Source organism: Microbulbifer mixtoriginis (SeqCode) (genome assembly GCF_052468275.1).
This window is the reverse complement of the sequence record NZ_CP174341.1, coordinates 3,735,991-3,761,325: the sequence shown is the minus strand read 5'-3', so window position 1 is coordinate 3,761,325 and position 25,335 is coordinate 3,735,991. Positions and strand designations below refer to the sequence as shown.

Sequence of the window (25,335 nt, the reverse complement as noted above, 5' to 3'; positions counted from 1 at the left end):
ATCATCAAATTTACGGGCCTTCGCTGGAGAATCTTTATCTGGCCAAAAATATCTGGAAGATATAGGGAGTATATGTCTGACCAGCTTTATTAAAGGGAAGCTCCATACCTATTTAAAAGCCTACCTTGGGGCAGGCTGCTAATATTGTTATAACATTAGAAAAAAACTAGTGTTCGTACAAACCCCTTATATTGAACAATAGTCATTATGGAAGGTGGCGCTATACCCTGTTAGCCTCCATTGCATTACAAATCGAGGATGGTAAGGAATATGCAGGAGTCAGATGTTGCCAATCGGTTGATAGAAGCGGCACGAGAGTGCTTTTTGAACGATGAGTATCACCGGGTAACTACTCGCCAGATTGCTGCCAAGGCGGGAGTGGCGGTATCAATGATTCGGTATTACTTCGGCAGTAAGGATGGCTTATACGAAGATATGATTCGTCAAACCTTACTCCCCCTGATTAATGCTGTTGAGCAGCTGAGCCTAGATGGCGACTGGGATTTTGGTGACTTCTTCGACCTCTACTATGCCACAATGCAGGAGAATCCCAAGTTTCCAGCCCTAATCTTGAAAGTTATGGCGCTTAACGAGGGGCCAGGAAAGAATGTTATTCGCCAACTCTTAGAGCGGGGGCGCCAACGGGGGACCAGGAGATTGGCGGAAATTCAGGGCGCTGAACCTTCGGACGCTGGCACTGAATATGATTTGCTCAGGATTGCGTTTGTCAGTCTTGCCATGTTGCCCATGCTGGCCAAGCCAGTTCTTGAGGAGCAAATGGGCCAGGAAATGGGGCCTGAGTTTTTAAAGCAGCTTGCCGATTTTAATGGCCGAATCCTAAAGGTCGGTTTACAAAATATGTAACCTTTCAAGTCTCTGTTTGTAATAACAGAGATGTTTATTTTATTGGATATTTTTATCAGACATTTTATTCTGAGGAGTTCTTATGCCCAGGTCTATGCAAAAGAATAGGGTCTCTAATTGGGTCTTTCAGAGGGTTTCTAATGCGGTTTATAGTTTGTGTAATATCCCAAATCGCCTGATCCCGGCTCCCTTTCGTTTGATGCAAATAGGATCTTTATTTTGGCAATCTCGCTGTTTATATGCTGTTGCCTGTCTTAATGTTGCAGATCATATTGAAGATAAAGCCATTTCGATAGATAACTTGGCGGATGCCTGCAAAGCCGATAAGCAGTACCTCTATCGATTGATGAGAATGTTATGCGCAATGGGGATTTTTAAAGAAGAGGAACCAAAATGTTTTTCGCATAATAGAAATTCAAGAGCGCTTCGTACTAACGCCGACAACAGCGTAAAAAATATGATCCTGATGCATAATTCACCTGAATTTAGTAGGCCATGGTTTTCCAACTTTGAGAGGCATATCAAAGAGGGCAGCGTGCCTTTTGAAGGTGTGTATAAAAAGGAGATGTTTGATTATATGAATGATCACCCGAAGGTTAGTGACCTATTTTCGGATGCAATGGATACTGTTGATCATCTTACCGGTTTACAATACCTGCAAGACTTTAACTGGAAGAATTTTGATCGAATTATTGATTTGGGTGGCGCAAAAGGTAGTAAAAGTGCCAGTATCCTTTCTTCGTACAAACACCTGACTGCAGTTGTTGTTGATAGGAGTAATGTAGAATCGACTGCGCGAGAGTATTGGGATAGTCACCTCGGTGATGATGTTAAGAAACGATTGGATTTTTATCCTACTGATATCCTAAATGACCCACTTCCAGATGCAGTAAGTGATAAGGACATCTATTTGTGTGTGGCTATTTTTCACTTGCTGAATGATTCCAGGGCTAAAGAGCTTTTAATGAATATTCATCGGGCGATGGGTGAACGTAATACTACTTTAGCGATTGTTGATGCTGTACTGCCAGAGAAAGGGGCAGATCTCAATTTAGCGGCAATGGATATGCAGATGCTAATGGGAACAAAAGGGCGTGAACGCACGGTCAGTGAATGGAATAAGTTATTTGCTCAGAGCCCTTTCTACTTGGTTGAGACTGTCAGCGTTCGGTCTTTCGCTAAAGTGATGGTTTTAAAGAAAAGAGAAGGGTTAAAGTGAGCTGCCAGTCATTGAGGCATCTCTAATGGGGTTTGAAGTTTCACTTCAGACCATTCGACACTAGTGGCGGTATCTGAAGCTCAATTTCCTTTGCTATGGCGAGAAGTGTTAAGTCGGCGCCGGGCACTCCATCCAGTTCCACACCTACCGGTAAGCCATTATTGCCTCGCCCAATAGGAATACTTATTCCGGGAGCACCGGTGACTGCTGCTGTGGCATTGTTGTGTATGAGTGTGTCCAGAGTTGGAAGTATTTTTCCGTTTAGTTCAAGTTGGTTTGATGAAGTACTAATAGATTGAGCTTCGATCGGTGCTGTAGGGAATACAATCGCATCTAGTTGGTGCTGCTGGATGATTTTTAGGTAATTGTCGCGTACTCCAGGCATCTTCTTTAAAGCGGTTTGATACTCGGCATTTGATGGTGCCTTGGGGCCGAGTACTGACTCCTGATAGACAGCCTTTACATCATTACTTTTGATCATTGCAACCAACTCAGCCAGTTGGGTATTAGGCTGGTAGCTCGCCAGAAATTGGGTCATAGCGGTTTTCATTTGATGAAATCCGATAGGAAACCCAACATCAAGTACTGCGCTCACTAACGAGGATAAATCGATTTCTATTAGGGTGGTTCCCGCGGAGCTAAGGGAATGTAACGCAGCTTTAAAAGCTTGGTATACACCTGGTGAGAGATTATCAAATAACGGGTGGGCAAGCCCAAGGCGCAGCTGATTAAGTGGCTTTGCCTGGGGTAGGGCAGACCCGGTTAATATCTCAAACAGATAAGCGGTATCCTCTACATTGGCGGCCATGGGGCCAGGGGTATCAAACGCTGGTACAGAGGGCACTATTCCCTCGGTACTCAGGCAGCCAGTGGATGGTCGAAAGCCCACAATTCCCGTGAGGGCTGCTGGCAGCCTGATTGAACCGGCGGTATCTGTGCCCAGGCCTGCAGATACGATCCCGGCGGCAATGGCTACTGCTGTTCCCCCGGATGAACCACCTGGAAAGCAGGATTTATCCCAAGGATTCCTGACGGCACCATAGGCGGCGTTATTCGAGGTTACGCCGAAGGCGAGTTCGTGCAAATTCGTTTTGCCAATGACGATAGCTCCGGCCTTCTCTAGACTCTCAATTATTGGGGCAGAAGTCTTGGCCTGGAAGTTCATACCAGGTGTGCCCGCAGTCGTTTGAAAACCTCTCACATTGATATTGTCTTTGACAACGATAGGGATGCCAGCAAGATGCCAGTTATTGCTGCTTTCTTTCAGCTCGTTATCAATGCGCTGTGCTTTCTGTAATGCGCCTTGCCTATCCAGGCAGATAAAAGCATCCAGATCTGAGTGGGCCACCGCATTATCGCAGGCCTCTTCAATTAAGGATGTCGCTGTGATCTTCCTTTTGCGGACCATTTCAGAGAGCTGGCGTATAGACGTTGTCATGGTTTGGTTTTTATGAAAATTTGAATCAATCTTAGTACATGTCAGTCATAATCCTGCACACTTAAGGTTATGAATTATGATAGGCAGCGTGTTTGGTTGCCATACATGATTAATCGTTAGGAAAAAACATCAGATTATTATAAGTATAGAATACATCAATCACGCTACTTCAGTAGTGTTTGATATAAGGTGTTAATCGTAATTAATATTAATCAGGATTAGTAAAACTAATTATGACTGTGCCATTGGAATATGAGAAAGCATCTGAAAAATTTTTTGAATATTTAGTTGATGCTCGAGATATAGCTGGGCTTTGGAGTACGCATGTTACCTATACAATGACACAGGGCGTTTTTCATGTGTTCCGCCGTCGAATTTCTACATCCGATGCTATTGCGTTTTCCAATGTCTTACCCGTTTGCCTGAGATCTTTGTTTGTGGCCGACTGGGATGTTAACGAAGAAAAGAAAGACTTTGATAGTGTTGAGGAAATGACCAGGGAGGTGCGGTTATTACGAGGAGAGCACAATTTTTCAACAGTTACAGCAATTAAAGATGTTGCTAAAGCTTTACGGAAACATGTGGATGAAGAGGTATTTGATGAGTTGCTTTTAAAGCTTCCGGATGGGGCCTTTGAATTTTGGCGACCCTAAGCGGGTAGATGCCCATAAGGAGGGTGGGAAAGTCTATACACATTGAGCCCGCTTTACGGTTAGGTGGGGGGTATGGATTTTTATTGCACTCAGAGGATATGACTACTGGATAAGGCGATGCAATTGCCAGAAGGACACAAAATAGTAGAGTAAATTTTACGAGGAAGAAATCGCTAAAGTAGAGGCTGGCCACAAAGTAAAAAGTATAGAAATCCTGAAACTGGGAGAATGGTGGATTGGAAACAGTTGAGGAGTCTATGGAGGTTGATCCGTATTGTTATTGCTTCTAGAGCTTACCACTGCCCATAACTGAAAGCCTGCCTAAGAGGGTGGTATTTGTATATATTTTATACATGTAGTGAGCTGATTGCCGCCATCAGAATAAGAATCAGGCAAAATTCACAAGGACGTCAGGCGCTATATAGCCAAGTTGATTACAGTGATTGCCAGTTACCCCTTGATCAAATAAGGATAAGTCATGAGGCATCGTTCTACTTCAGCCATTTTACTTTCCCTGCTAACTCTAAGTGGTACCAGCTATAGCAAGGATACCCCTGTAGTGCTTGAAGGCCCTTACCTTGGACAGAAGCCACCTGGGCTGACTCCACAACTGTTCGCCCCTAAGCCTTCGAAAGAGTATCGTGACTGGGGCGGTTACTTCACGCCCGATATGAAAGAGTACTACGTTACAAGAAGATATCACCAAAGTGGCAAATCCTCGAAAGTTGTATTTAAGCTTGAGAACAATCGATGGCATGAGTCTAAAGTGGCCTGGGGCGGCTCCATCTCACCGGATGGTCAAACGATGTATGCTAGAAATCAATATAGAGAGCGTACCGCTAATGGTTGGTCAGAGCTTAAAAGTCTTGGTTCACAATTTGAAGACATTCGTATTATGCGCCTTACTGCTTCTGCGAAAGGAACCTTTGTATTTGATGAGGTAGGTCAAAATGGCGATGGTATTCTTCGCTATTCACGACTGTTAGATGGTAAGCGTGAAACGCCAAAGCCTTTTGGCCAACAGATAAACACGGGCAAGTGGACTGCTCACCCCTTTATTGCCCCTGATGAGTCTTACATCATCTGGGATAGTGAAAGAGAGGGCGGATATGGTGATAGCGATATGTATATTAGCTTTCGCCAGCAGGATGGCTCATGGGGTGAAGCTATTAACTTTGGTGATAAAATCAATACAGAGGGGGAAGATGGTGGTGGGTATGTAACACCAGATGGAAAATATCTTTTCTACTGTCGTCGTTGTACCCCCCCGAATTTTGAAATAATGTGGGTAGATGCACAGTATATAGAGACTCTTAGGCCCAAATAAATTCTATAGTATTAAATCTGGAGTGACGTTCAAAGATAATAAATCTTCTGCGAGAGCTATCTATTTCTAGAGGTAAAGTATCCGGCCATTTAACTACGCAAGTCGAATGAAGATTGATTTTAATTTGGCTGCAAACTTAATTGACTTTCTTAGTGCGGACAAGGCTAATTAATTACCATTCGACAATGGTCTTGAATTCTCTGATTATGAAAGGATTACAGAAGATTTAGAGGTCGATATATATTTTGCCCACCTATATTCATCATGGTGGGGATTAACGAAAACACTAACGGCCTCATTCGACAGTATTTCCCAAAGGATGCCGACTTAAATAAAATAACAGACGAGTAGGTTCAATTTGTAATGGATCGTCTGAATAGTAAACCTAGAGAGAGCCGGGGTGACAGGTCACCGAATGAGTTATTTAAGGAACAGCAAGATGATCTACTACAGCATAAGGAATTGCAGTTATTAATTGAAATCAAGAAGTATTACTACAGGTAAAACCAAAGCTTTGTTCCAGGATTGGCTGCAGTTGCTCATCAGGAATATAACCCCTGAGCCGGCGCAGTGGCTTGCCATTGGGTGCTATTAGAAAACTGAAGGGAGTGCCGGGAGTTTCACCCAGCACTTGTTGGAGTTTTCGATTCGCCTGGAACATGGGAAATTCCGGGCGCAATTTTCGATACTCAGCCAATAGTGCTTTGCGCGATCCGTTAATACCCAGGGCAAGTGGCTGGAACTGTTGTGAACACTTGTGTGTAAGCCGGTTGAGTGCTCGAACCTGACGAAAGCACCAGGGGCAGTCGGGTTCTACCAGTACCATCAGGCTTGGCTTGTCTTTGAAGTGCTGCAAGTTGATACGCTCAGGCCCGGCAAGGCTGCGCAATTCAAAATCGAATAGGGAAGTGGGAACTTCAGTCGCGCCAGTTGGCGCGAACAGAAGTGTGAGGAGTAAGAGCCAGGCTCGCATTACAGGTTCCAGTCGAAGCCCAGGTAGAATTCACGGCCGCGCAGGGGACCATAGATATAGGCTACGTCATAGGCACCACTGGCATCCCAGAACAGAGGGGTTTCCCCTTCCTCGACCTGGGTGTAATCCGTGAGATTGTTGCCGCCCAGGTACAGACTGAGGTTTTCACTCACATCAAAGGTCAATTTCATATCCAGTGTCCAATAGGCGTCTGCGTTTGTGCTCTTAAGTGTGGAATCGCCCAGCTGGTTAAAGCCTTCGTAGCCAAATTCAGCCAGGTCACGAGATCCGATCCAGGTGGCGCTGGCGTATAGCATCCAGTAATCGGCTTTGTAATCCAGATTGAATAGCGCACGTTGCTCCACTGGGGCAATGGCAAAGGATTCCCGGAAAACATCATCGTAGTCGTAGGTCTCCAGAGTGCCGCCAATAGATAGATTATCGTTCAGCGCATAATTGAGAGTAATGTCGGCAGCGCCTACAGAGGCACTTTCCTGCATTTGGGTAAGCAGCGGTACCCCGTCCTCGGTTTCACTTAATGCGGCGAGGTTATCTACCTCGGTAAATGCCAATGACAGGGTACTGTTAAGGCGCTCCCCTTCGAAGCTCAGCGCATAAGTTGCAGATAGAGACTTCTCCAGACTTTCAATGTCGATGGCAAAGCCATCTCCGGCATCCAGGATGCCGTGATCCGTTTCGAAAAAGGAGAGGGGGGCTCGGTAGCCTCGCCCCATCGCTACGCGGGAGGTCCATTGATCATCGTGCAGATAGCGCAAGTCTATACGCGGGGCTACCACTGTTTCATCGATCTCGGTACCGGGTTTTTGCTCGGCGACGAAATCGGCCTTGGCATTATCCAGGCGTATGGCTAGTGCCACCTCAAGTTCTGGTGAGACTGTCCAGGTATCCTGCAGATAAAGGCCGGTAGTTTGGTAATTGAAACTATCTTCAATGTAGTTGTCGCTTTCCTCTCCTGCAGCAGAGTCGGAGCGCATGGATTCATCGCGAAGGTCGACACCAAACGTCAGCATATGCTGGTCGTTCAGGATCAGGTTGTTGCGCAGGTCGAAGTAATTGAGCGTGTCGGTAGCGCTGTAGTCGAACCCCTCATAAAAGGAGTCCTGTTTATGCTCAGACCAGGCAACTGTTAGCAAAGCGTTATAGGACTCGTTAAATTCGTGTAGCCAGCTACCGGAAATTTCACTGCGGGTGGTGGCGATCCACTCAGTGGTTTCCCAGGGTTTACCGATATATCGCTGTCGCACATCGTCGTCGATAAATAAATGATCAGATTCCACACCATCGTGTCCGTGTAAAACCGAACCAATACTGTTTCCCTGAGGGCCGCCAAAAATATTGGAGTCGGTGTAGGCTGTGCGCAGGATAAGGTTGTCCCGTTCACCCAGGTCTTGCGAGAGACGCACCACGTAACTGGTATTTTCCTGTAACGGCGCTTCGCTGACGCCGTTACCATCGTTGTCCATCTGGTGATGTTTGTCATCCTGGATGACCAGCGATGTGCGGGTACGTTCATCATCGCTCAGATAGCCTGCCATCAAGCCAAGAAAATAACTGTCGTTGTCCTCCATGGAGGCATTTATATTGACGCCAGTTTCTTCTATCTCCTTGGAAATCACATTGATGGTTCCGCCGATTGCTTCGGGTGCCAGCAGTGATGCGCCAGCACCGCGGGCTACTTCGATACGTGAGATGCCGGTGGTGGCCAGTGCATCTACCGCGTAGTAGCCAGCCATCATCGTGTGTAAGGGAACGCCGTCGGTGAGGATGGTGGAGTGCTCCCCACGCATACCATTCAGCATTACCCGCTTGACGCCACACATAGAACACTCATTGGAAACCCGTACCCCGGGGGATTTCTCAATGGCATCCGTCAGGTTTACCGCTTGTTGGGACTTGATCAGGCTCTCGTCTACGACTTCAGTCTTCTGTATGGCGTCCAAAAGGGCGCCGCGTTCATACAATCGCTGGCGGACACCTATCACTAGGGTCTCCTCCATTACAGCGTTTTGTCCGGAAGGCGCGTCATTGGCAAAAGAGGCAGGGATTGCTGAGGAGAGGGCGATGGCAATCAAGCTTTTGCGAAGCATGGGTGATTCCCCAGAAGTGAATTCATCTCATATGGTAATGATTCGCATTTGCGGCGCAAGTGAGCAAAGGTAGTAGTTTTTTGCGTCTTGAGGACTGGAGGGGGAGGGGCTATGACTAGTGCCGTTCAGGTAGCTCGTTGTTCAATAATTGAAAAATGGTCGAAATATCAGATAAAGCCATCAGTATGAATTTCGATCTGCTGACTGGGTTGGCTGCTCAATTATTGAAAGCAAGAAGTAGATATTGCCATGCAAATCAAGAGTTTTATTTTAATAAATACTCCCCACCTTATTAAGGGGGGAGTGAATACAATTACTCTAATTATTCATCACAAGGAATAATTTGGATATTTAAAAGCAACTGTGCTCCAACATCGGCAGAACGCAGAGAAAATAGGCTGTCGGCACCGATTACTGTTGCAACGGTATCTGCTCTCGCAATAAGGGCCTCGCCATCGCACCCGGAATAGTAGGCAAATGGTGGGCGATCATTGAGGACAAAGTTCTCAAAGCCAGAGCTATTCCAGTTATTGTCATGGCTCGGGCCTTGACTGCCAGAAAAAAAGTATTCTCTATGGAAGTTGATAAGTGATCCATCGGCAGAAAATACTGTACCCCGCCAATCAATATCTAATATGCCTACTGAAAACCCAGGTTCTACACTTAAAGGTATTGCCAAGTTACAATCAGAGCTAGCAATTGGATTTGAAGAATTTGTTACGGCGCTATATTTACTGAAAAGTATCGCGATATTTTTATTATCATCTGTTGCCGTAGCCGTTACTGACCCTACAGGGCAGCCTGTACCATTAACGGCGACTTCTCCAATCTCAATTTGTTGACCATCAATTAGTAAAGTTTTTGCCAAAGTGGGGATAGAAAAGATTGAACAAAGTGTGAGTGCTAGAATTCTATTAAGCATTGATACTCTCCATTCCTTGAAAAGTGTGAGCGGTTAATCTTTGTAAGTTCTATGTGTTAATTCCCAATTAATCGTTCTGTTGCTGGCGTCTCCCAATGAATTAGTTGGCTCATACTGCAAAATTCATATTTGCAATGTCAATTGGTTGCAGGCGTAATCATTGGTGGTGGTTTAGCTTTGAATATGTTTGTGAGCCGGGTCACGATTGAGTTCAACGATAATTTATTAATACGGTAGGGTTATTGATGTTGTTACCTGAGGTTGTGTGTGGTTAATTATAGGGGGCGAAAAAGATGTGTGAGTGAGTGTGTTGTAATATCTACATGGATGGTGTTTCTACAGGGTGTTCATTAATGTTATTTGATTTATGATTTAATGGCCCATTATGGGTTGTAGGATTGTTGTGAGGGAGTTGATTTATAACGTGGGCCTTTTGATAGTGATATTTTTTAGGGTTTTAATGATGATGAGATAAAATACTCGATACTGGATAGTTTATAAGTAGTAATTAAAATAATTAAATGCAGCGCTGAATCATTTAGCTTCGGCCTGAAGTATCATTCAGATGCCGCTTTCGCAATGAAAATTCAGTAGTAAGTTGCTGATCTTATGGATGTAAGATCCCCCCTTTGATTAAAGGGGGAGTTAAGTAACCAAATTATTTCAGAATTAAATATGGTAGTTCTAAGAAAGAACTCTGCAAAGACTGCTACTCCTCTGAATCTGGTGATTTAAGGTTTTCTTTCTTTGAAGCTTCAGCCAGAATTTTTCTTCCTCTATTCGCGATCTTCTCGGCTTCGTTGCTTGGATCACGGTTCCATCGCTTAGGGATCTTATCCCAGTCACTATATATGGTAAAAGGGTTATGAGTTGCCCCCTTAGGAGGCATTCCTGTATACCCGCGGTGTTTAATCTGATAAAGATAGTTGTTCGATAGTCGCTTATCACGAGCCTCTTCAGCTAGTTGAGGATAAAGGTCAACTTTTGTCATACCTTCACTGCCATCTAGAGAACATATGATGTTCCCATCATAATCGCAGGCCATTGAGCGACCAAAATAAGAGTAGGAACTATCTTCTCCAGTATGATTGACCGCTACTACATAAGCTTGGTTTTCATAAGCCCGCACTTGATTTGTAATCCCCCAAATATGATCCCATGGGTACATATATTTAGCAGGTCTTAGAATTACATTTGCACCCTTCCAAGCTGCTTCACGTGCCACTTCTGGGTAGTCAAAATCTGAGCAAATCGCAATGGCCAGTTTCGACCCTTTTGGACCATTACAAACTGACATTTCAGGCCCGGGACTCCAGGGCTCCATAGGACACCATGGAACCATTTTGCGATAGGAAAGAGCGACCTCACCATCACCATTGATCAGGACCATTGCGTTATATGGTTTCATATGTGGCTCAGGTGCAAGCTCGACAATTGATACACACAGCCAAACACCATATTGCTTAGCTATTTTCCCAAAAGCTTCTGTTTCAGGTCCCGGTATGGTTGTAGCAAGTTTTAAATGCTCAGCATATGGATGGAAGCCAAATCCGTAAGTGCTGTATTCAGGAAAAATGATTAAATCCACGCCCGGGAAACATAAAGATGCACGATCAACATATGCTTCAATTCTCTTTATGTTTTGTTTGATGCCTTCTGAATCAGAGGCTGGGTAAGGCGAAAATTGGACAAGCACTACACTCATCGCATCTGGAATAGGGTTGATAGCCGGCACTTTATTTCTCCTTGAGAAAATTTGGCGGTCTCTTGGAAGAGAAAATCTCTATTGTTACTTGAAGAAAATTATAATTTGATGATTTTTTAGTTTATTTTAATTGTCTGTTAGTTTGAGTAAAAGGACGTCCGAATTTATTTGTAAGCGAATAAATGCCAGTGACAAATCAGTTTGTTTGATCACTAATCTGTTCTTGTTAGTATAGGGTTGTTATTATGTGCGCTCGGTGTTAATGATTGTTTGTCCGGTAGAGGGTAAGATTAAACTTTGTGATAGTGACAGAGGTTATGACAGTTTCCAGAGCTATGATCTTGTATGAAGAAAAAAGTGTTATTCATATTGATATGTGATGGATAAAAGGCCGCGCTATTATTGTTGGTTAGCCGCTGTATATGTTAGTTAATGAGAAAGCTAAATCCTACATAAAGCGGTCAGCTCCGCCTGATGCCTCAATACTATCCCCAGTGATAAAATTATTACGCGCAGAACAAAGGAAGGCCGCCAGAGTAGCAATGTCTTCTGGTTCCCCTGGATGTTTTACAGGCGTACATTCGTTCGATACTCGAACAAGAATTTCATCATCTGTAAGTGTTGCATACTCTGGCGTATTACTGCGGATAAATGGGATCATGTTATTTTTCCAGTTATCCGTTTTAATTGCGCCTACTCCAATCGAGTTAACTAGTATATTGTACGGTGCAACCTCTAATGCAAGAGATTTTGATAGATTATTGATTGCTGCACTTAGGACATGAGATATGAGTAGCTTTGGGTTTGGGTAGGTGCCGCCAATAGATGACATGTTAACTATTCTTCCCCAGCTTTTTTGCTGCATATAAGGGATGGCAGCTTTGCACATTCTCCGCATAGAAGTGAGTTTTACTGCAGTCATTTGTTCCCAGTCTTCCTCAGTTGAGGACATAAGTCCACCAGCATGGGCGCGCCCAGCATTGTTGACTAGAATCTCTGGTGCTCCAAAGGTGTTTAGGGTTTTATCGATTATCTGTTGTGCAGCATGATCTCGAGTTATGTCTATTGAGATAGAAGTGACCTCAGACTTTGAGTTTTTATGTAGCTTATTCTCTGCTTTTTGTAGATGTGCTTCGTTTCGTGCAACCAGAACTACCTTTGCACCATTGGCAAGAAGCTCTTTGGCAATGGCATAGCCAATTCCTGAGCTGGAGCCAGTTACAATAGCTACTCTATTCGTAATTCCAAGATTCAACATTGAACTCCGCTAACAGTGTAAATGTTGTGATGTTAGGTTTTTAACTTACAGTTAGTACCTAACTACTGGCAGTTTCTTAATTAGCTGAGAACCTTTCATTTTAAAGATGGCAGTGTAGGTGATTTGGGTGTCAAGTCTTAAGGTAAAACTTCAAGATTTTAAATCAGCTTAATTATAGGTCTAAAAGTTGTTGTTCTTCCTATTTTAGGGAGTGCAAATATTAATGTGTGTGTCAATAGCAGGCTGGAGTTTAAGCTTAGGCTGTCTGAGGAGGCGTGAGATGTAGGTCATCTTTATGAGGTGGGAGTTGGTCAAGTACCCAAGAGTTATTGAGCATAGAGTAAGAGCTCAGTCGGATTGGTAAATATTTTTTAGCACAACCACGCTTATAGGTCTGGATAATAGATCTTCTATATTCTTTCGGTAGTTAATGTAGTGAGCTGAAGATTTGTGTTCACTGAGCGCGGTTTCATCTATATATTTCTCTATGAGACTATAGATTATTTTGTGATCTTTCTGGTCGATCTGTTCGCAAAGTTCATACAATAAATTACCAGGCTCCGCTCTGGATGGTGAAACCATCTCTGTGAGCAAATTTTTGACAGCTTGTTCCTTGTCGGGTTTTGGGTAAAAGGAAGCAAAGACTAAAACAGGTGTTTTCATTGGGAGTCTCAAGATGAATCAACTCAAGGTGGTTGTTATTGAGTGGTTGTAATTATTTTGAAATCTTTGCCGCCTAAGCTTGAACTTAAATTTAGACGGCGATGGCTGCTGTGCAAGTTATTTAGCTGAACTTGAAAGCTAAATCCATTCAAGTGAAAGCCAATTGGTAAATCTCCAGATTTTGTTGGAGGGACTGGATCTACACTGTTATATTGGGATTTCTAATAGCTATTTCAATACTCCAATCTGTTTCAAGAAACCATATTTGTCCCAGGTCACCCAGGTTTCTAGTATTTTTCCATCCTTGATTTTAACAAACTCTACGGCATCCCAGGTGATGGTTTTATTTGTTGGAATTTCTCCCATAAATGATCCTGTGTGATTGGCGCTAACTTTTACATGGGTTGCGACAAGATCTCCCTCGGCGACCTGCATTGAATCAATCAGTTTTACATTTTTGAAGGCCGTATGAAATTTGGCGACTTCGGCTTTGAATTCCTTTAAATTACGTTTTTGTGAGCCGATACTCAAATTTGTGGCCGAGTCTAGATTGTTGATATAGTTAGGTGCCAAAATTGAATCAGGATTGACCTTTGACCCACTGTGCCATAGGTCGGCTGCCTGCATGGCAGTTTTTTTATTTTCTTCAAGGTTATTTGATTGGGCAATCGCATTGCAGGCAATACCTAACAGCAAGAAAGTTACAGTTAATGCCAAAGAGTAAGGGTGCTTGGACATCTAAATTCTCCCAATGTTAAGTTTTTTACCTGATAGGCTGGTTAGGTGTGAAAATGATAGGGCCTAAATAGCTTTAGAGTATGGAGGCAAACTTGGGGATTTGTAGCGTGAGCAGGTAATTTGGCAACTTTCACTTCATTGTAGGGTAGTTAGGTTATAAAAATTTCACGAATACAAACAAGAAAAATTGTGCGAGTGCCAAAAGGAGGATGGAATAATCTGAATAGATATTGATGCGACTAAAACAAAATGATTTAATTTTTTCAATTATGAAAAATAACTTTGAAATGTAGAGCTATTAATGGCCAATGACTCGATGAAATATTTGCCATTTTAATGCTCGGCACCGTATTTTCTTTAGAAAGGGTGTACTTCCATACTAAATTACTTCAGCAGCCTCTCGATACTTTCAATAATTTTCTCAGCTGTAAACTCGAAGTACTGCATGACTTCCTGGCCGGGTGCAGATTTGCCAAAGTTATCCATTCCGATGATTTCACCGTCAAAGCCTACGAACTTGTGCCAATAGTCTTTATGACTAGCCTCTTCCACCACCCGGACGCGGAGAGTACTGGGGAGAACTGATTCACGGTACGGTTCTTCCTGTTCCAAAAAGGTTTCTATGCAAGGCATGGACACAACCCGAATTCTCTTGCTAGTGAGCTTTCTTTTAGCCGCTATGGCCTGCTCGACTTCAGAGCCGGTCGCAATAATGATTGCCTCAGGAGCGCCTTCGCAGTCAGACAGTACATAACCACCTTTTTCAATTTGTGCTATCTGCGTGGTATTTCGTTCCTGCGGAGCTAAATCCTGACGACTGAATACTAGTGCAGTGGGCCCCTCTTTGCGTGTAATAGCCATCTTCCAGCTTACCGCTGATTCCGTAGTATCACAGGGGCGCCAAGTGTGTAGATTCGGTGTAGAACGCAAGGCGCTGAGTTGCTCCACCGGCTGATGAGTTGGGCCGTTTTCACCTATTCCGATGGAGTCATGGGTATAGACGAATATAACTTGTTGCTTCATTAATGCCGCCATACGCACGGCATTTCGAGCATACTCCATAAAAACCAAAAAGGTAGCACCATAAGGTATAAAACCTCCGTGCAGGGCAATGCCGTTCATTATGGCGCTCATACCAAATTCACGAACTCCGTAGTGTATATAGTTGCCTGAAGCATCTTTCTTGTTCAATCTTTTAGAACCGGACCATAGGCTAAAACAAGGGCCGGCTAAATCGGCTGAACCACCTAGGAGTTCGGGCAACAGAGGCCCGTAAACATTCAGTGTATTCTGGCTCGCTTTACGAGAGGGGATTCTTAGTACATCTTTTTGACATTGCTTAATGTAGCTATCGGCTTTTACCAGGAAATCTGGTGGAAGTTTTCCACTCTCACGACGCACAAACTCGAATGCCATCTCAGGATACTCCTCACGGTATTTAGCGAAGAGACTCTTCCACTCCTTCTCGAATGCTTTACCTTTAGACCTTTGATCCCAATATGCATAGATATCTTCAGGGATCTTAAAAGGAGGGTAGTCCCAACCAATCGTTTTGCGAACGAGAGCTATTTCCTCCTCCCCGAGTGGTTGACCATGGCATTCCTTTCGGCCTTGCTTATTCGGGGAGCCGAAGCCGATCACGGTTTTACAACAAATAATGGTGGGCTTATCAGAACATGCATGGGCTTTTTCAATTGCTGCTTTAATCGCAATTGCGTCATGGCCGTCAACATTAGGGATGACGTGCCAATGGTAGGACTCGAAACGCTTGGGTGTATCGTCAGTAAACCAACCTTCAATCTGCCCATCGTCAGAAATACCGTTGTCGTCATAGAATGCGATCAACTTGCCCAAGCCTAAAGTACCAGCCAGAGAGCATACTTCATGGGATATGCCTTCCATCAGGCATCCATCCCCCATAAATACATAGGTGTGATGATTGATCAACTTATAGCCAGGGCGGTTAAATTGAGCGGCCAGTGCTTGCTCCGCCAGGGCCATACCTACGGCATTAGCAACCCCCTGGCCTAGGGGGCCTGTGGTGGCCTCAACACCAGGTGTGCAACCATATTCCGGGTGGCCCGGGGTCTTGGAGTGCAATTGGCAGAAATTCATCAGTTCTTCGATTGATAAGTCGTAGCCGCAAAGGTGCAACAGGGCATACAACAGGATGGAACCGTGTCCATTAGAGAGGACAAAGCGGTCACGGTTAGGCCAATTCGGGTTAGCTGGGTTGTGCCTTAGGTAATCGTTCCATAAGACCTCCGCAACGTCTGCCATCCCCATAGGTGTACCAGGGTGCCCGCTATTGGCTTTTTGGACTGCATCCATGGATAAAGCACGAATCGCATTGGCCATGCTTCTTCTATAAGGAGAGGAGACCATGTAAATGTACTCTGGTGCTTTGAAAGCTGAAGCATCACCTTTGCAAAAGGAGATCCCCAACTTAATAAGTGACAAACTAGTAATATAATAATTTTACAGTTTAATTTCCTATAGCATAAACAATGAGCAATTTGTTGGTCTTTGCAAAAGATATTGACCTGCATTTGGCGGCATTAGTGATGATAAGGAGTTATTTGCGTCTTTACAAAAATAGCCTGTTTTTCAAGAAATTTACAATCTAAAGAATTGTAATAATCATGATAAAAAGAAATAAAGGTTGTATTTTAAAGATCTGTTGTGGATTACATATCTTGAAATATCTCTACCACCGGCATCATTACTAAATTTCTTGGGGGAAAGTTAGTGTATATGTCAACGAGTAAGAAAAGTCTAATTGCATACTATGTTTTATTCAGCGATCTGTTGATGCTCCTGGAATAAATAAGGCCAACTAAAGATCAATAGTTGTTGATTTACATGTCTCCATCATAAAGGTTAGAGGCAATGTTATGAATACAAGGTATTTTCAATGAGTCCAGAACCATTTTCGAGAGAGCTTGGGCCCCAAGAAGCATTATTTATTGAAATGAATAGGTTATCTCGTGGTGGCCTGCAATTTGTTTCTTTTATAAAAGTCTGTGAGCCCTTGCAAATGGAGTCCTTGCGTGAGGGGTTGGCTTACTTGCATAAGCGTCATCCATTTTTGAGGGCGCGTGTAAAAAGGGGTGAGCGATTAAGGTGGGTTTGTGATGTTGATTTTGTTGATGTGCCAATAGAAGTAACTCTAATTGTTGATCAGCTTGATTTGGAGAAAGAGTTTAGGGACCTTGCTGAGATCTTCATTAAAACTGAGGAGCATGTATATAGATTAAGGGTATATACAAATAAACAAGGCTTTGTTGAGTGGATTTGTTTTATAAATATACATGCCATACTTGATGGCAGATCCCTCATGACGCTGTTCTCTGATCTTGACAAGTTCCTATGCCTTCATGAAAAGCCAAGGCATGCCATTAAATCACTCCCTTTGCTAAATAGTATCGCTAGTCAACTAGAGGCTTCTGGATATTGTGGTGAGAAGGAATTTGAGCATCAAATAGAGGGGGGAAGCCGTTGGGCGGTTGAGAAGCAAGCGTCTGTTGCTGATAGAAGAGCCTGTGCTAAATCATATTTAGTATCACCTAAAAAAATCGAGGGATTGGCTTATTTGGCTAAAAAAAATCAGATAAAGCTAACGGCGCTTTATTGTGCTGTTGCATCAGTTGCTGCCCGGGTTATACCAGCATGTAGAGATTTGACAGAAGTTATTTTCACGATGGATGCTCGACTATTGTGCAACCCTATTATCCCTAGTGATCATGTTGGTTCATTTTCAGAAACTGCCAGCCTAAAATTACCACCAAACGCAACAAGCTCCGATATTTTCGAGGTGGCCAAGCTTTTGAACAATGAGATTAATTTAGTGCTCCTCAAACAAAAACCAATGACAAAAAGCTTAAGATCTGACTATAGCATAGAGGAGGTCACCCGCATGGCTGCTGAGATCACTGCGCCGAAAGAATGCTTTCCTGCAGGTATTCTTGTTTCAAATGTAGGGAATATGCGCCTTCTTGCAAATGAAATGCGATATTTTGAAATTCGAAAAGGGATGATTAGTTTAAAAACTGCAATTAACCCCTTAATGATTATAAATTATACGACTTATCGCAACTCGGCTTTTGTATTTGGTTATTGTGAGCCTTTGATTAGCGAAGATAGTATCTCTGCGTATATTGATGAATATATGGGTATCATTAACAGATTGATCTCTAATGTTAAATGTTAGTTTAATATAGCGTCTAGCAAACTGTTGGTCAGTTGATTAACTGAAATATTTCCCGAAGTATAAGTATCAGTCATATTGCAATGCAATCTATTGAACACAATAATTTGATGATTTAGCCCTACAGGTCTGATTGATTAAATGGTTAATAGTATGATTCGTTGATGGGGTATATATCAGAAAATCTGAGATGTAGCTAAGCCGCAGAGTTCGAACCATATAATTTTAATATGGGTTAATCTTTATAGTTAAGACTTGGCTTGACCGTACACTTTATTTAAATAGGAAATGATCCTACCAAGTCTGAACTAATCTAACTGATACTTTACTCCACTGCTATTTTTTAGGCTTGAATCTTAGAGGCTTAACATTTCACGTAGCCGAGTGGCTGGCCGTCTGGCAACCTCTATTTCTTTCCCATCGGTCATGGTTATTATTAATCCACTATTAACCCAAGATTCTATATTCTTAATAAAGTTTAGATTGATAATTTGTTGTCGATTTACACGGAAGAATACTTCTGGGTTTAATCGTTGTTCTATTTTGGTTAGAGATTTGTAGATAAAAGGCTTGCTGTCATCGAAAAATACTTGAGCATGGTTGCCGCAGTTTTCAAAGTATCGAATTTTTCCAATTTCGATTAACCAGCAACGCTCCCCATCCTTGATAAATATTTTATTGTTGGAGTCTAAATAGCTTGTTGAGCTATTTGTGTGCTCGGTGGGTGTTTCACTTGACGTCTTATCGAGAGCTTTCTTTAGTTTTTCAGGGTTTATGGGTTTTAGTAGATAATCCAGTGCATTTACTTCAAAAGCTTGTATGGCGTATTCGTCATAAGCTGTTGTAAAAATAACCTGAGGTGTGAAATCCAGTTTTTCAAGTATGTCAAAGCCATTGCCATCAGGAAGATTGATATCCAGGAATACTAAATCAGGCTTTTCCTCTGATATAAGGAGAATAGCTTCTTCACAGTTTTTTGCTTCTGCTATTAAGTTTATATTCTTATAAGGTTTGAGTAACTCTCTTAATTCATTGCGTGCGAGTCGAGAATCTTCAACGATAATGGCTTTCACTTCTTATACCACTAATTGTAAGGGAGAGGAGGGAATATGGCACCGAGCAACTACCTGGGAGCCCTGCTGTTCAATTCCAAAATATGTCTTGTCTCCATATTGTATGGTTAACCTTTTTTGTATATTGATTAACCCCAGGCCGGTATTACCACTCTCTTTGGTTGACTCTCTGATGAGAGTACCTGGATTTATCACAGTGATTACCATATGATTGTCTTCTTTGGTGATTTTAACCACTAGTTCACCGCCTTGTTTACATTTTTCTATTCCATGGCGAACGGCATTCTCGGCAAGCAGCTGGATTAGGAGTGGAGGTATTCGCTCTCCCATTAAATCTTCGTTAACTTCCAATGTGAAAGACAATCGATCTTCATATTGTATTTTCAAAAGTTCGATATACTGACAAACGATTTCCAATTCATCTCTTAATGATACAGTTTTATGCTTATGGGCCATTAACGTATAACGTAGAAGGTCAGACAAGTTCGTCAACATATCTCTGGATTTAGCTGTATCTTCAAGGATTAATCCTCGAATATTATTGAGCCCATTGAATAGAAAGTGAGGGTTTAACTGCCCCATTAGAGCGCTCATTTTTACTTCGTTCAGTTGTAATTTAAGTTGTGTTGCATCATGTTCGGCTTTGCGTAATTGCTCTTGATTTACCAGAGTAAGATAAATGAAACTCCAAATAAATATAAGAATGGTAAGATAGAACCAATTGCTAACAACAACCTCCCAAAAGGAAGATGGAATTTCATATCCTACAAAGATGTAATATAAATATCCAAAGCCAGTTGCAATATAGGCGCCTATACCGCCAAGAGGAATGGCAGCTAATAGGAAGCCAATCCATTGTTGATACCCGTTTTTATCAAAGAGGCTAAATCGATATATGATTTCTCGAGTAAGAAGGGTAGAGATCCCTGTAATAAACCCTACAATAATAATATTAATCACGATTTTATCGGTGTGATTCTGAGATAGAAGCCCTAAAGAGAAAACATTAACTAAAGAAAATATCAACCAGCCACCAAAATGGTAGGCTAAAAATTTTGCGGATGGAGTTGGGGATTTGAAAATACTCATTGCACATATATCTAAGTAAGTTGGCTCCTAAATCAGGAGCCATGTCTTGACATTCTTATCAAGTATCAGAAACGTTCATTCAGCCACGAGGACATTACTTCGAGAGCAATAGGTGAAAAACTCTCCTCTAGCTCGGCATACTCTGAAAATGAGCCCTTATTGGCTATTTGAAAAAGGTGGTTCATTTTGTTCAGCTCGATAGTTTTAAAGTCTTTATGTCCAGCGCTGCTCAATATTGATTGTATATTACTTAGGTTCATTTTTGCATCAACCTGGTAGTCAAGTGAGCCATTAAGAGCCAGAAGTGGTGACTTTGTTTGTTTCAAATAAGGTTCAGGATTGAACTTAACAAAATAACGGAACCAAGGAGTAGTATACTGCTTCTTTAGTTGTTCAACCTGAGCATCCAACTCCTCTTCCTGAGCGCCTTCGAGCTTCACGCTTTCATAAAGCAGCTCATGAATCTCATCATTAAGACTTTCATTCATTCCGAGTTGAGCAATATTCTCAAAAATCTCCTTATCCAACTGGCTAAGTCTTTGCATATTTTGTTCAGGTAAGTTATTGAACTTACGATTTCGGTGCCACTGATCGACCAGTAGTTCAGGTATTTTAACCCCTGGTCCAGCGAGTAAGATGGTAAATCCAATATCATCTCGACTACTGGCAACCATGGGAGCTATCATACCGCCTTCGCTGTGTCCAATTAATCCAACTTTACCCTTTGGGAGATCTTTACGGCTGTTTAAATAATCTACAGCTGCGTTAGCGTCACTGGCGAAATCCTTGCTGGTTGCTGCTTGAAAATCACCACTTGAGCCGCCAATACCGCGGTCGTCATAGCGAAATACTGCATATCCTTGCCGTGTCAAATGATCGGCGATTACCGCAAATGGTTTATGGCCAAACAGGGTTTCATCCCGGTCTTGAGGCCCAGAACCACTGATAAGAACAGCAGTTGCTTTAATATTAGACTTTGGTTTGGTCAGTGTTCCCGAAATGATATTGCCTGTCGCAGCACTCTTAAAGCTTACTTCCTCTATAGCATACGGAAATGGGCCCTTTGGTGTTTGGGGTCGCTTGCTAGTCCTGTTCTTTGCATCTTCAGATGCCCGGCTAAAGTTCAGAGGGGATGTCACTTCCTGGCTGATAGACCCAAATACAAGATCAACTGCTGCACTGTAAGTGCCTTTGTAGTTAATCTGTAAGTCTTCTACTTCGAAAGTGATACTGCTGTCCCGGATTTCCAGCATAGATATTTCTACTCCCTTAGCCCCAAGGGAAGGGCTATCTAAGGAGCCTTTCCACATACCGTTATCTTCTTCCAGGTGAATGACTACAGGTATATTCTTTTCACCATTAATCTGGGCTACGGACCTCCAATCACCCTCTAAACCTGAAGCCATTACATTGGTTGATATTAAGCCAGTTGTGAGGATTACTGTTTTCAAGTGCCACTTGGCTTCTGCAAAGAGTGTTTTGATAGGCTGCATTTGTACTCTTCCTGTACCTACTTGTTGAATGGTTGATATTCTACCTGTCGATTAGCCTGGTGTTATAAATTTAGTAGGAGTGGCTTCCTGAGGGGATGAATGGTAGGGAGGGGCGATGAGCGGTCTAGGATTACTCTGAATAGGAAATTCAAACTGATATCTTGCTCATAAAGTGGTTGACCACAGACTTGAGACTAGGGTGCAAAGTATTCTAGTTTTGCTGTGATCGATTTCTCTATAAGGGAATTAGTCGGCCGATAGATCTTTGAGGGTTTACTAATTATCAGCTCCAGTATGGAGCGTTTATTATCAATATCTATAAGGTTTTGCCAATAGATTTTAATCTTTAGGTTAATTTAAGTATACCCACTCGATTTGATTTTTTTAAATAGCATTTCGTTTGAATGTAATAAAATGGCTCCCAAATTGGAGCCAAAAATTCTAGTCAAATCTAGATTTTGAATCGTTCGTTTAACCATTCAGAAATTACATGTAATGCTTTTGGTGAAAAGCTTTCTTTTATTTCAGCATACTCAGTACTTGAACCTTTGTTAGCTATTTGAAAAAGATGATTCATTCTGTCAAGTTCAATGACCGTAAAATCTTTATGTCCGATTCTATTTAACACTGATTGTATATTACCTAAATTCATTTTTGCATCAACTTGAAAGTCTAAAGAACCATTAAGAGCCAATAGCGGAGCTTTTGTTTGTTCTAAATAGAATTCTGGATTGAACTTTAAGTAATCACGAAATATCAAACGAGAGTATTCTTTTTTTACCTCTTCAAATTGGGTATTTATGTCCTCTTCGGGCACCCCCTCAAGCCTGATGCTGGAATAAATAAGATCCTCAATGGCATCATTAAGCGGTTCATTTAATTCAAGATTACCAATTTTCTCTAGGATTTCCTTATCTAACTCTTTCAATTTGTTTAATATTTCTTCGGATAAACCATTAAATTTACGACCACGGTACCACTGATCAGCAAGCATAGTTGGTATTTTAACTGCAGGTCCAGCAAGTAAAATGGCAAATGCAATATCATCACGCCTACTGGCAACCATAGGAGCTATCATACCGCCTTCACTGTGGCCGATTAAGCCAGTTTTACCCTGGGGTAGGTCGCTTCGGCTGTTTAAATAGTCAACAGCTGCGCTGGTGTCACTTGCGAAGTCTTTAGTAGTTGCTGTTTGATGGCTACCACTAGATCCACCAACCCCTCGGTCATCGTAGCGTAATACTGCATATCCTTGCCGGGTTAGGTGATCGGCTATTACGGCAAAAGGTTTATGTCCAAAAAGAGATTCATCTCTATCTTGGGGACCACTACCACTGATAAGAACAGCCGTTGCTTTAATTCTGGATGCTGGCTTGGTTAAAGTTCCCGAAATTAGATTGCTTGTCTCTTTATTTTTAAAATTGACATCTTCAATAATATATGGAATAGGTTTTTTTTGTGTTTGTGAATGATTGCTAGAACCTTCAATATGGTCATTTATCCTGCTAAAAAATGTAAGAGATGATGCGCCTTTCTTAATGTTTACACCAGCGATTAGGTCTACCTGATTAATGTAACTTCCCTCGTATTTGATATCTAGGGCTTCTACCTCGAAAGCAATTCTATTATCTATAACCTCCAGCCCCGTAATGTCTAATTTCATTTCCTCCAAAGATGGGCTATTTAATACGCCAGTCCATTCACCGCTATTCTCCTCTAGTTGAATCACTATTGGTATTATCTTCTCATCATTTGTTTTAAGCATCGATCTCCAGTCGCCTTCAATGTCAGTGGCCATAGCGTTGGAAGTCAATAAAGTGGCTAGGATTAATGACTTTAATCGCCACTTGGTAACTCTATATTTCGTTTTGATCGTTTGCATCAGTAATTATTCCATAGGGTTAGTTGAATGGCTGGCATTCTAGATATTGATTAACTTTGTGCAGTTAATTTAGTAGGGGAGGTTTTATATAATGGATGAGCGGCAAAGAAAGATGATGAATGGCTAGGTCCTGCGCAAAAGTAAACAGGTTCTATCGTGCCAGTTACTTTGGGTAATGTCCTTTCAGCTTGTTTTTGTTCGTTAGGCGAAAGATGGTTCTGTGTAGACGGTCAGTTTTATCAGTTGAGCATACAGCATAAGTAGCTAAAAGGACCACTCTTACTGTCAATCGCTCTAAAAGTCAGGGGAATCTAGGAGTTATTCTGAGGCTTCGTCAATGTTATAGTTTGGTGAGTGTCCTTTCTTATACACTAATACTGTTCTCATAAAGCGCATAAATAGTTCGCCATCTTGCTTGAAGCCACGAGTCTCAACCGTCACTATTCCCTGAGTGGGGCGGGAATGTGATTCTCGTTTAGATAGGATCTCACTCTCTGCGTAGATGGTGTCCCCCTCAAAAACAGGTTTCAGTAGCTGTACCTTATCCCACTCTAAATTGGCTACTACCTTCTTGCTGATAGTGTTTACTGTCATTCCAGTTATAATCGCCAGGGTTAAAGTACTATCCACTAGCGGTAACTGCCACTCGGTTTTTTGTGCATAGTTGGCGTCAAAGTGTAACTGTGCCGTATTCATTGTTAATAGCGTCATCCAGGTATTGTCTGTTCGAGTTAATGTCCTACCTGGACGATGTTCAATGATCATACCTTCTGTGAAGTCTTCGAAGTAAAATCCAAAGTCTTCCCGGTAGCGATTATCGTTAATTTTTTTATATGGCTGGAATTTCATGACGACCATTTCCCTTTAAGTTTTAGCTAAGTTTATTGAATATAGAGATAACTTGCTTTGCTTTGGAGTAAACCGGTACATCAATCATCTCCCCTTGGTATTGACAGGCTTTACCCTTTGAATTGTTATAGATTTCTACTATTTTCTCTGCTTTTTCGTATTGTTCTTGAGTAGGCTTGAAAGAAGACTTGATAGCAGAAATTTGTTTGGGGTGAATGGCGGCCTTGCCATTGAATCCCATCCCCTTAACGATATTTAGTTCTTTATTTAGTCCATCTTCATTATTGAAATCAAAATAGGGGGAGTCAAAGCAGGCCAGATTGTTTGCTGCTGAAGCTTCCACGATTTTACTACGTGCAGAGCTTAGGGCGTCTATTGAGTTATCACAATTGAGGTCGTTGGCATAGTCTGCGGCACCAAACATTAAGGCCTGCAGTTTTTTGGGGCTGTCCTTAACAATATTGTGAATATTCATTGTTCCACAGGCAGTTTCGATTAAAGCAATAATGGCTATGTCCGTATAAGTTTGAGCAAGGAGTTTTCCAAGTTGTTGGATGTCACTAGGAGACTCTGTCTTAGGGTAAAGTACAGCGTCGATGTGTAACTTGGTTGTAGTAATGGCAAGTATGTCTTTTAGTCCTTCATTGCTCGTTAGGTGGTTGATTCGAATAATATTAGCAGTATTGTCGCTTTGGCTTTTGGAGCAGTAGTGAATAGTATTGTCTCTGGCTAATTGCTTATCACTAGTGGGTACACTGTCTTCGAGATCAATAATAATTGCGCTGGCTTCTACCTCTGTTGCTTTCTGAAAAAGATTGGGCTTATTGCCTGGCGTAAAAAGTAGTGCAGGATAAATGTGTAGGTTGATCATATG

The 25,335-nt window shown here is 42.3% G+C and carries 20 protein-coding genes and 1 pseudogene; 6 read left to right on the top strand and 15 right to left on the bottom strand.

From position 1 onward, the window contains the following. Window positions 1–270 precede the first annotated feature (270 nt). Complete coding sequence (locus ACJJIC_RS16490; protein WP_444909214.1) at window positions 271–864, top strand: TetR/AcrR family transcriptional regulator; 594 nt, start codon at window positions 271–273, stop codon at window positions 862–864. A gap of 82 nt (window positions 865–946) precedes the next feature. Next, complete coding sequence (locus ACJJIC_RS16485; RefSeq protein ID WP_445357447.1) at window positions 947–2,083, top strand: methyltransferase; 1,137 nt, start codon at window positions 947–949, stop codon at window positions 2,081–2,083. 40 nt (window positions 2,084–2,123) lie between these two features. On the opposite strand, the gene ACJJIC_RS16480 is transcribed toward ACJJIC_RS16485, so the two are convergent. Further along, window positions 2,124–3,521 carry an amidase family protein gene (locus ACJJIC_RS16480; RefSeq protein WP_445357446.1) on the bottom strand — a complete coding sequence of 466 codons (1,398 nt, stop codon included), beginning with the start codon at window positions 3,519–3,521 and terminating at the stop codon, window positions 2,124–2,126. Window positions 3,522–3,754: 233 nt separating this feature from the next. Here ACJJIC_RS16480 and ACJJIC_RS16475 point away from each other — a divergent pair, with 233 nt between their 5' ends. From ACJJIC_RS16475 to ACJJIC_RS16465, 3 genes and pseudogenes are all read left to right on the top strand, one after another. Then, the gene (locus ACJJIC_RS16475; protein WP_445357445.1) at window positions 3,755–4,174 is read left to right on the top strand and encodes a DUF2267 domain-containing protein; all 420 of its coding nucleotides are present in this window, start codon (window positions 3,755–3,757) and stop codon (window positions 4,172–4,174) included. A 478-nt stretch (window positions 4,175–4,652) separates the two neighbouring features. Further along, complete coding sequence (locus ACJJIC_RS16470) at window positions 4,653–5,501, top strand: TolB-like translocation protein (RefSeq protein WP_445357444.1); 849 nt, start codon at window positions 4,653–4,655, stop codon at window positions 5,499–5,501. 172 nt (window positions 5,502–5,673) lie between these two features. Further along, window positions 5,674–6,005, top strand: a pseudogene (locus ACJJIC_RS16465) (IS30 family transposase); the annotation flags it as partial. Here ACJJIC_RS16465 and ACJJIC_RS16460 read toward each other — a convergent pair. From ACJJIC_RS16460 to tkt, 8 genes are all read right to left on the bottom strand, one after another. After that, window positions 5,983–6,474, bottom strand: coding sequence for a TlpA family protein disulfide reductase (locus ACJJIC_RS16460; protein WP_444905198.1), 492 nt, complete (start codon window positions 6,472–6,474; stop codon window positions 5,983–5,985). The pseudogene ACJJIC_RS16465 and the gene ACJJIC_RS16460 overlap by 23 nt on opposite strands. Further along, complete coding sequence (locus ACJJIC_RS16455; protein ID WP_445357443.1) at window positions 6,474–8,582, bottom strand: TonB-dependent receptor plug domain-containing protein; 2,109 nt, start codon at window positions 8,580–8,582, stop codon at window positions 6,474–6,476. Before ACJJIC_RS16455 ends, ACJJIC_RS16460 begins: the two co-directional genes overlap by 1 nt. Window positions 8,583–8,904: 322 nt before the next feature. After that, complete coding sequence (locus tag ACJJIC_RS16450; RefSeq protein WP_252082183.1) at window positions 8,905–9,504, bottom strand: DUF4360 domain-containing protein; 600 nt, start codon at window positions 9,502–9,504, stop codon at window positions 8,905–8,907. Window positions 9,505–10,213: 709 nt separating this feature from the next. Continuing rightward, a complete protein-coding gene (locus ACJJIC_RS16445; RefSeq protein ID WP_444939525.1) occupies window positions 10,214–11,239 on the bottom strand; it encodes a nitrilase-related carbon-nitrogen hydrolase in 1,026 nt (341 codons plus the stop codon). Window positions 11,240–11,657: 418 nt separating this feature from the next. Then, the gene (locus ACJJIC_RS16440) at window positions 11,658–12,467 is read right to left on the bottom strand and encodes an SDR family NAD(P)-dependent oxidoreductase (protein WP_444939524.1); all 810 of its coding nucleotides are present in this window, start codon (window positions 12,465–12,467) and stop codon (window positions 11,658–11,660) included. A gap of 348 nt (window positions 12,468–12,815) precedes the next feature. Then, complete coding sequence (locus ACJJIC_RS16435; protein WP_444900405.1) at window positions 12,816–13,130, bottom strand: putative quinol monooxygenase; 315 nt, start codon at window positions 13,128–13,130, stop codon at window positions 12,816–12,818. 228 nt (window positions 13,131–13,358) lie between these two features. Next, on the bottom strand, window positions 13,359–13,868 hold the full coding sequence (locus ACJJIC_RS16430; protein WP_445357442.1) for an ester cyclase: 510 nt from the start codon (window positions 13,866–13,868) through the stop codon (window positions 13,359–13,361). A gap of 384 nt (window positions 13,869–14,252) precedes the next feature. After that, complete coding sequence (gene tkt / locus ACJJIC_RS16425) at window positions 14,253–16,253, bottom strand: transketolase (RefSeq protein WP_445357441.1); 2,001 nt, start codon at window positions 16,251–16,253, stop codon at window positions 14,253–14,255. Between the two features lie 529 nt (window positions 16,254–16,782). Here tkt and ACJJIC_RS16420 point away from each other — a divergent pair. Beyond that, window positions 16,783–18,078: a hypothetical protein gene (locus ACJJIC_RS16420; RefSeq protein WP_444939521.1), complete on the top strand. Its 1,296-nt coding sequence runs from the start codon at window positions 16,783–16,785 to the stop codon at window positions 18,076–18,078. A 353-nt stretch (window positions 18,079–18,431) separates the two neighbouring features. On the opposite strand, the gene ACJJIC_RS16415 is transcribed toward ACJJIC_RS16420, so the two are convergent. The 6 genes from ACJJIC_RS16415 to ACJJIC_RS16390 form a co-directional block, all read right to left on the bottom strand. Next, entirely contained in the window at window positions 18,432–19,148 is a 717-nt protein-coding gene (locus tag ACJJIC_RS16415) for a LytR/AlgR family response regulator transcription factor (RefSeq protein WP_444889931.1), read from the bottom strand. Between the two features lie 3 nt (window positions 19,149–19,151). Next, window positions 19,152–20,237, bottom strand: coding sequence for a sensor histidine kinase (locus tag ACJJIC_RS16410; RefSeq protein WP_445357440.1), 1,086 nt, complete (start codon window positions 20,235–20,237; stop codon window positions 19,152–19,154). A 65-nt stretch (window positions 20,238–20,302) separates the two neighbouring features. Then, window positions 20,303–21,730: an alpha/beta hydrolase family protein gene (locus ACJJIC_RS16405; protein WP_445357439.1), complete on the bottom strand. Its 1,428-nt coding sequence runs from the start codon at window positions 21,728–21,730 to the stop codon at window positions 20,303–20,305. A gap of 451 nt (window positions 21,731–22,181) precedes the next feature. Beyond that, window positions 22,182–23,612 carry an alpha/beta hydrolase family protein gene (locus ACJJIC_RS16400; RefSeq protein WP_445357438.1) on the bottom strand — a complete coding sequence of 477 codons (1,431 nt, stop codon included), beginning with the start codon at window positions 23,610–23,612 and terminating at the stop codon, window positions 22,182–22,184. Between the two features lie 318 nt (window positions 23,613–23,930). Continuing rightward, entirely contained in the window at window positions 23,931–24,461 is a 531-nt protein-coding gene (locus ACJJIC_RS16395; RefSeq protein WP_445357437.1) for a MaoC/PaaZ C-terminal domain-containing protein, read from the bottom strand. Window positions 24,462–24,483: 22 nt separating this feature from the next. Next, window positions 24,484–25,332: an HpcH/HpaI aldolase/citrate lyase family protein gene (locus tag ACJJIC_RS16390; RefSeq protein ID WP_445357436.1), complete on the bottom strand. Its 849-nt coding sequence runs from the start codon at window positions 25,330–25,332 to the stop codon at window positions 24,484–24,486. Between the last annotated feature and the right edge of the window lie 3 nt (window positions 25,333–25,335).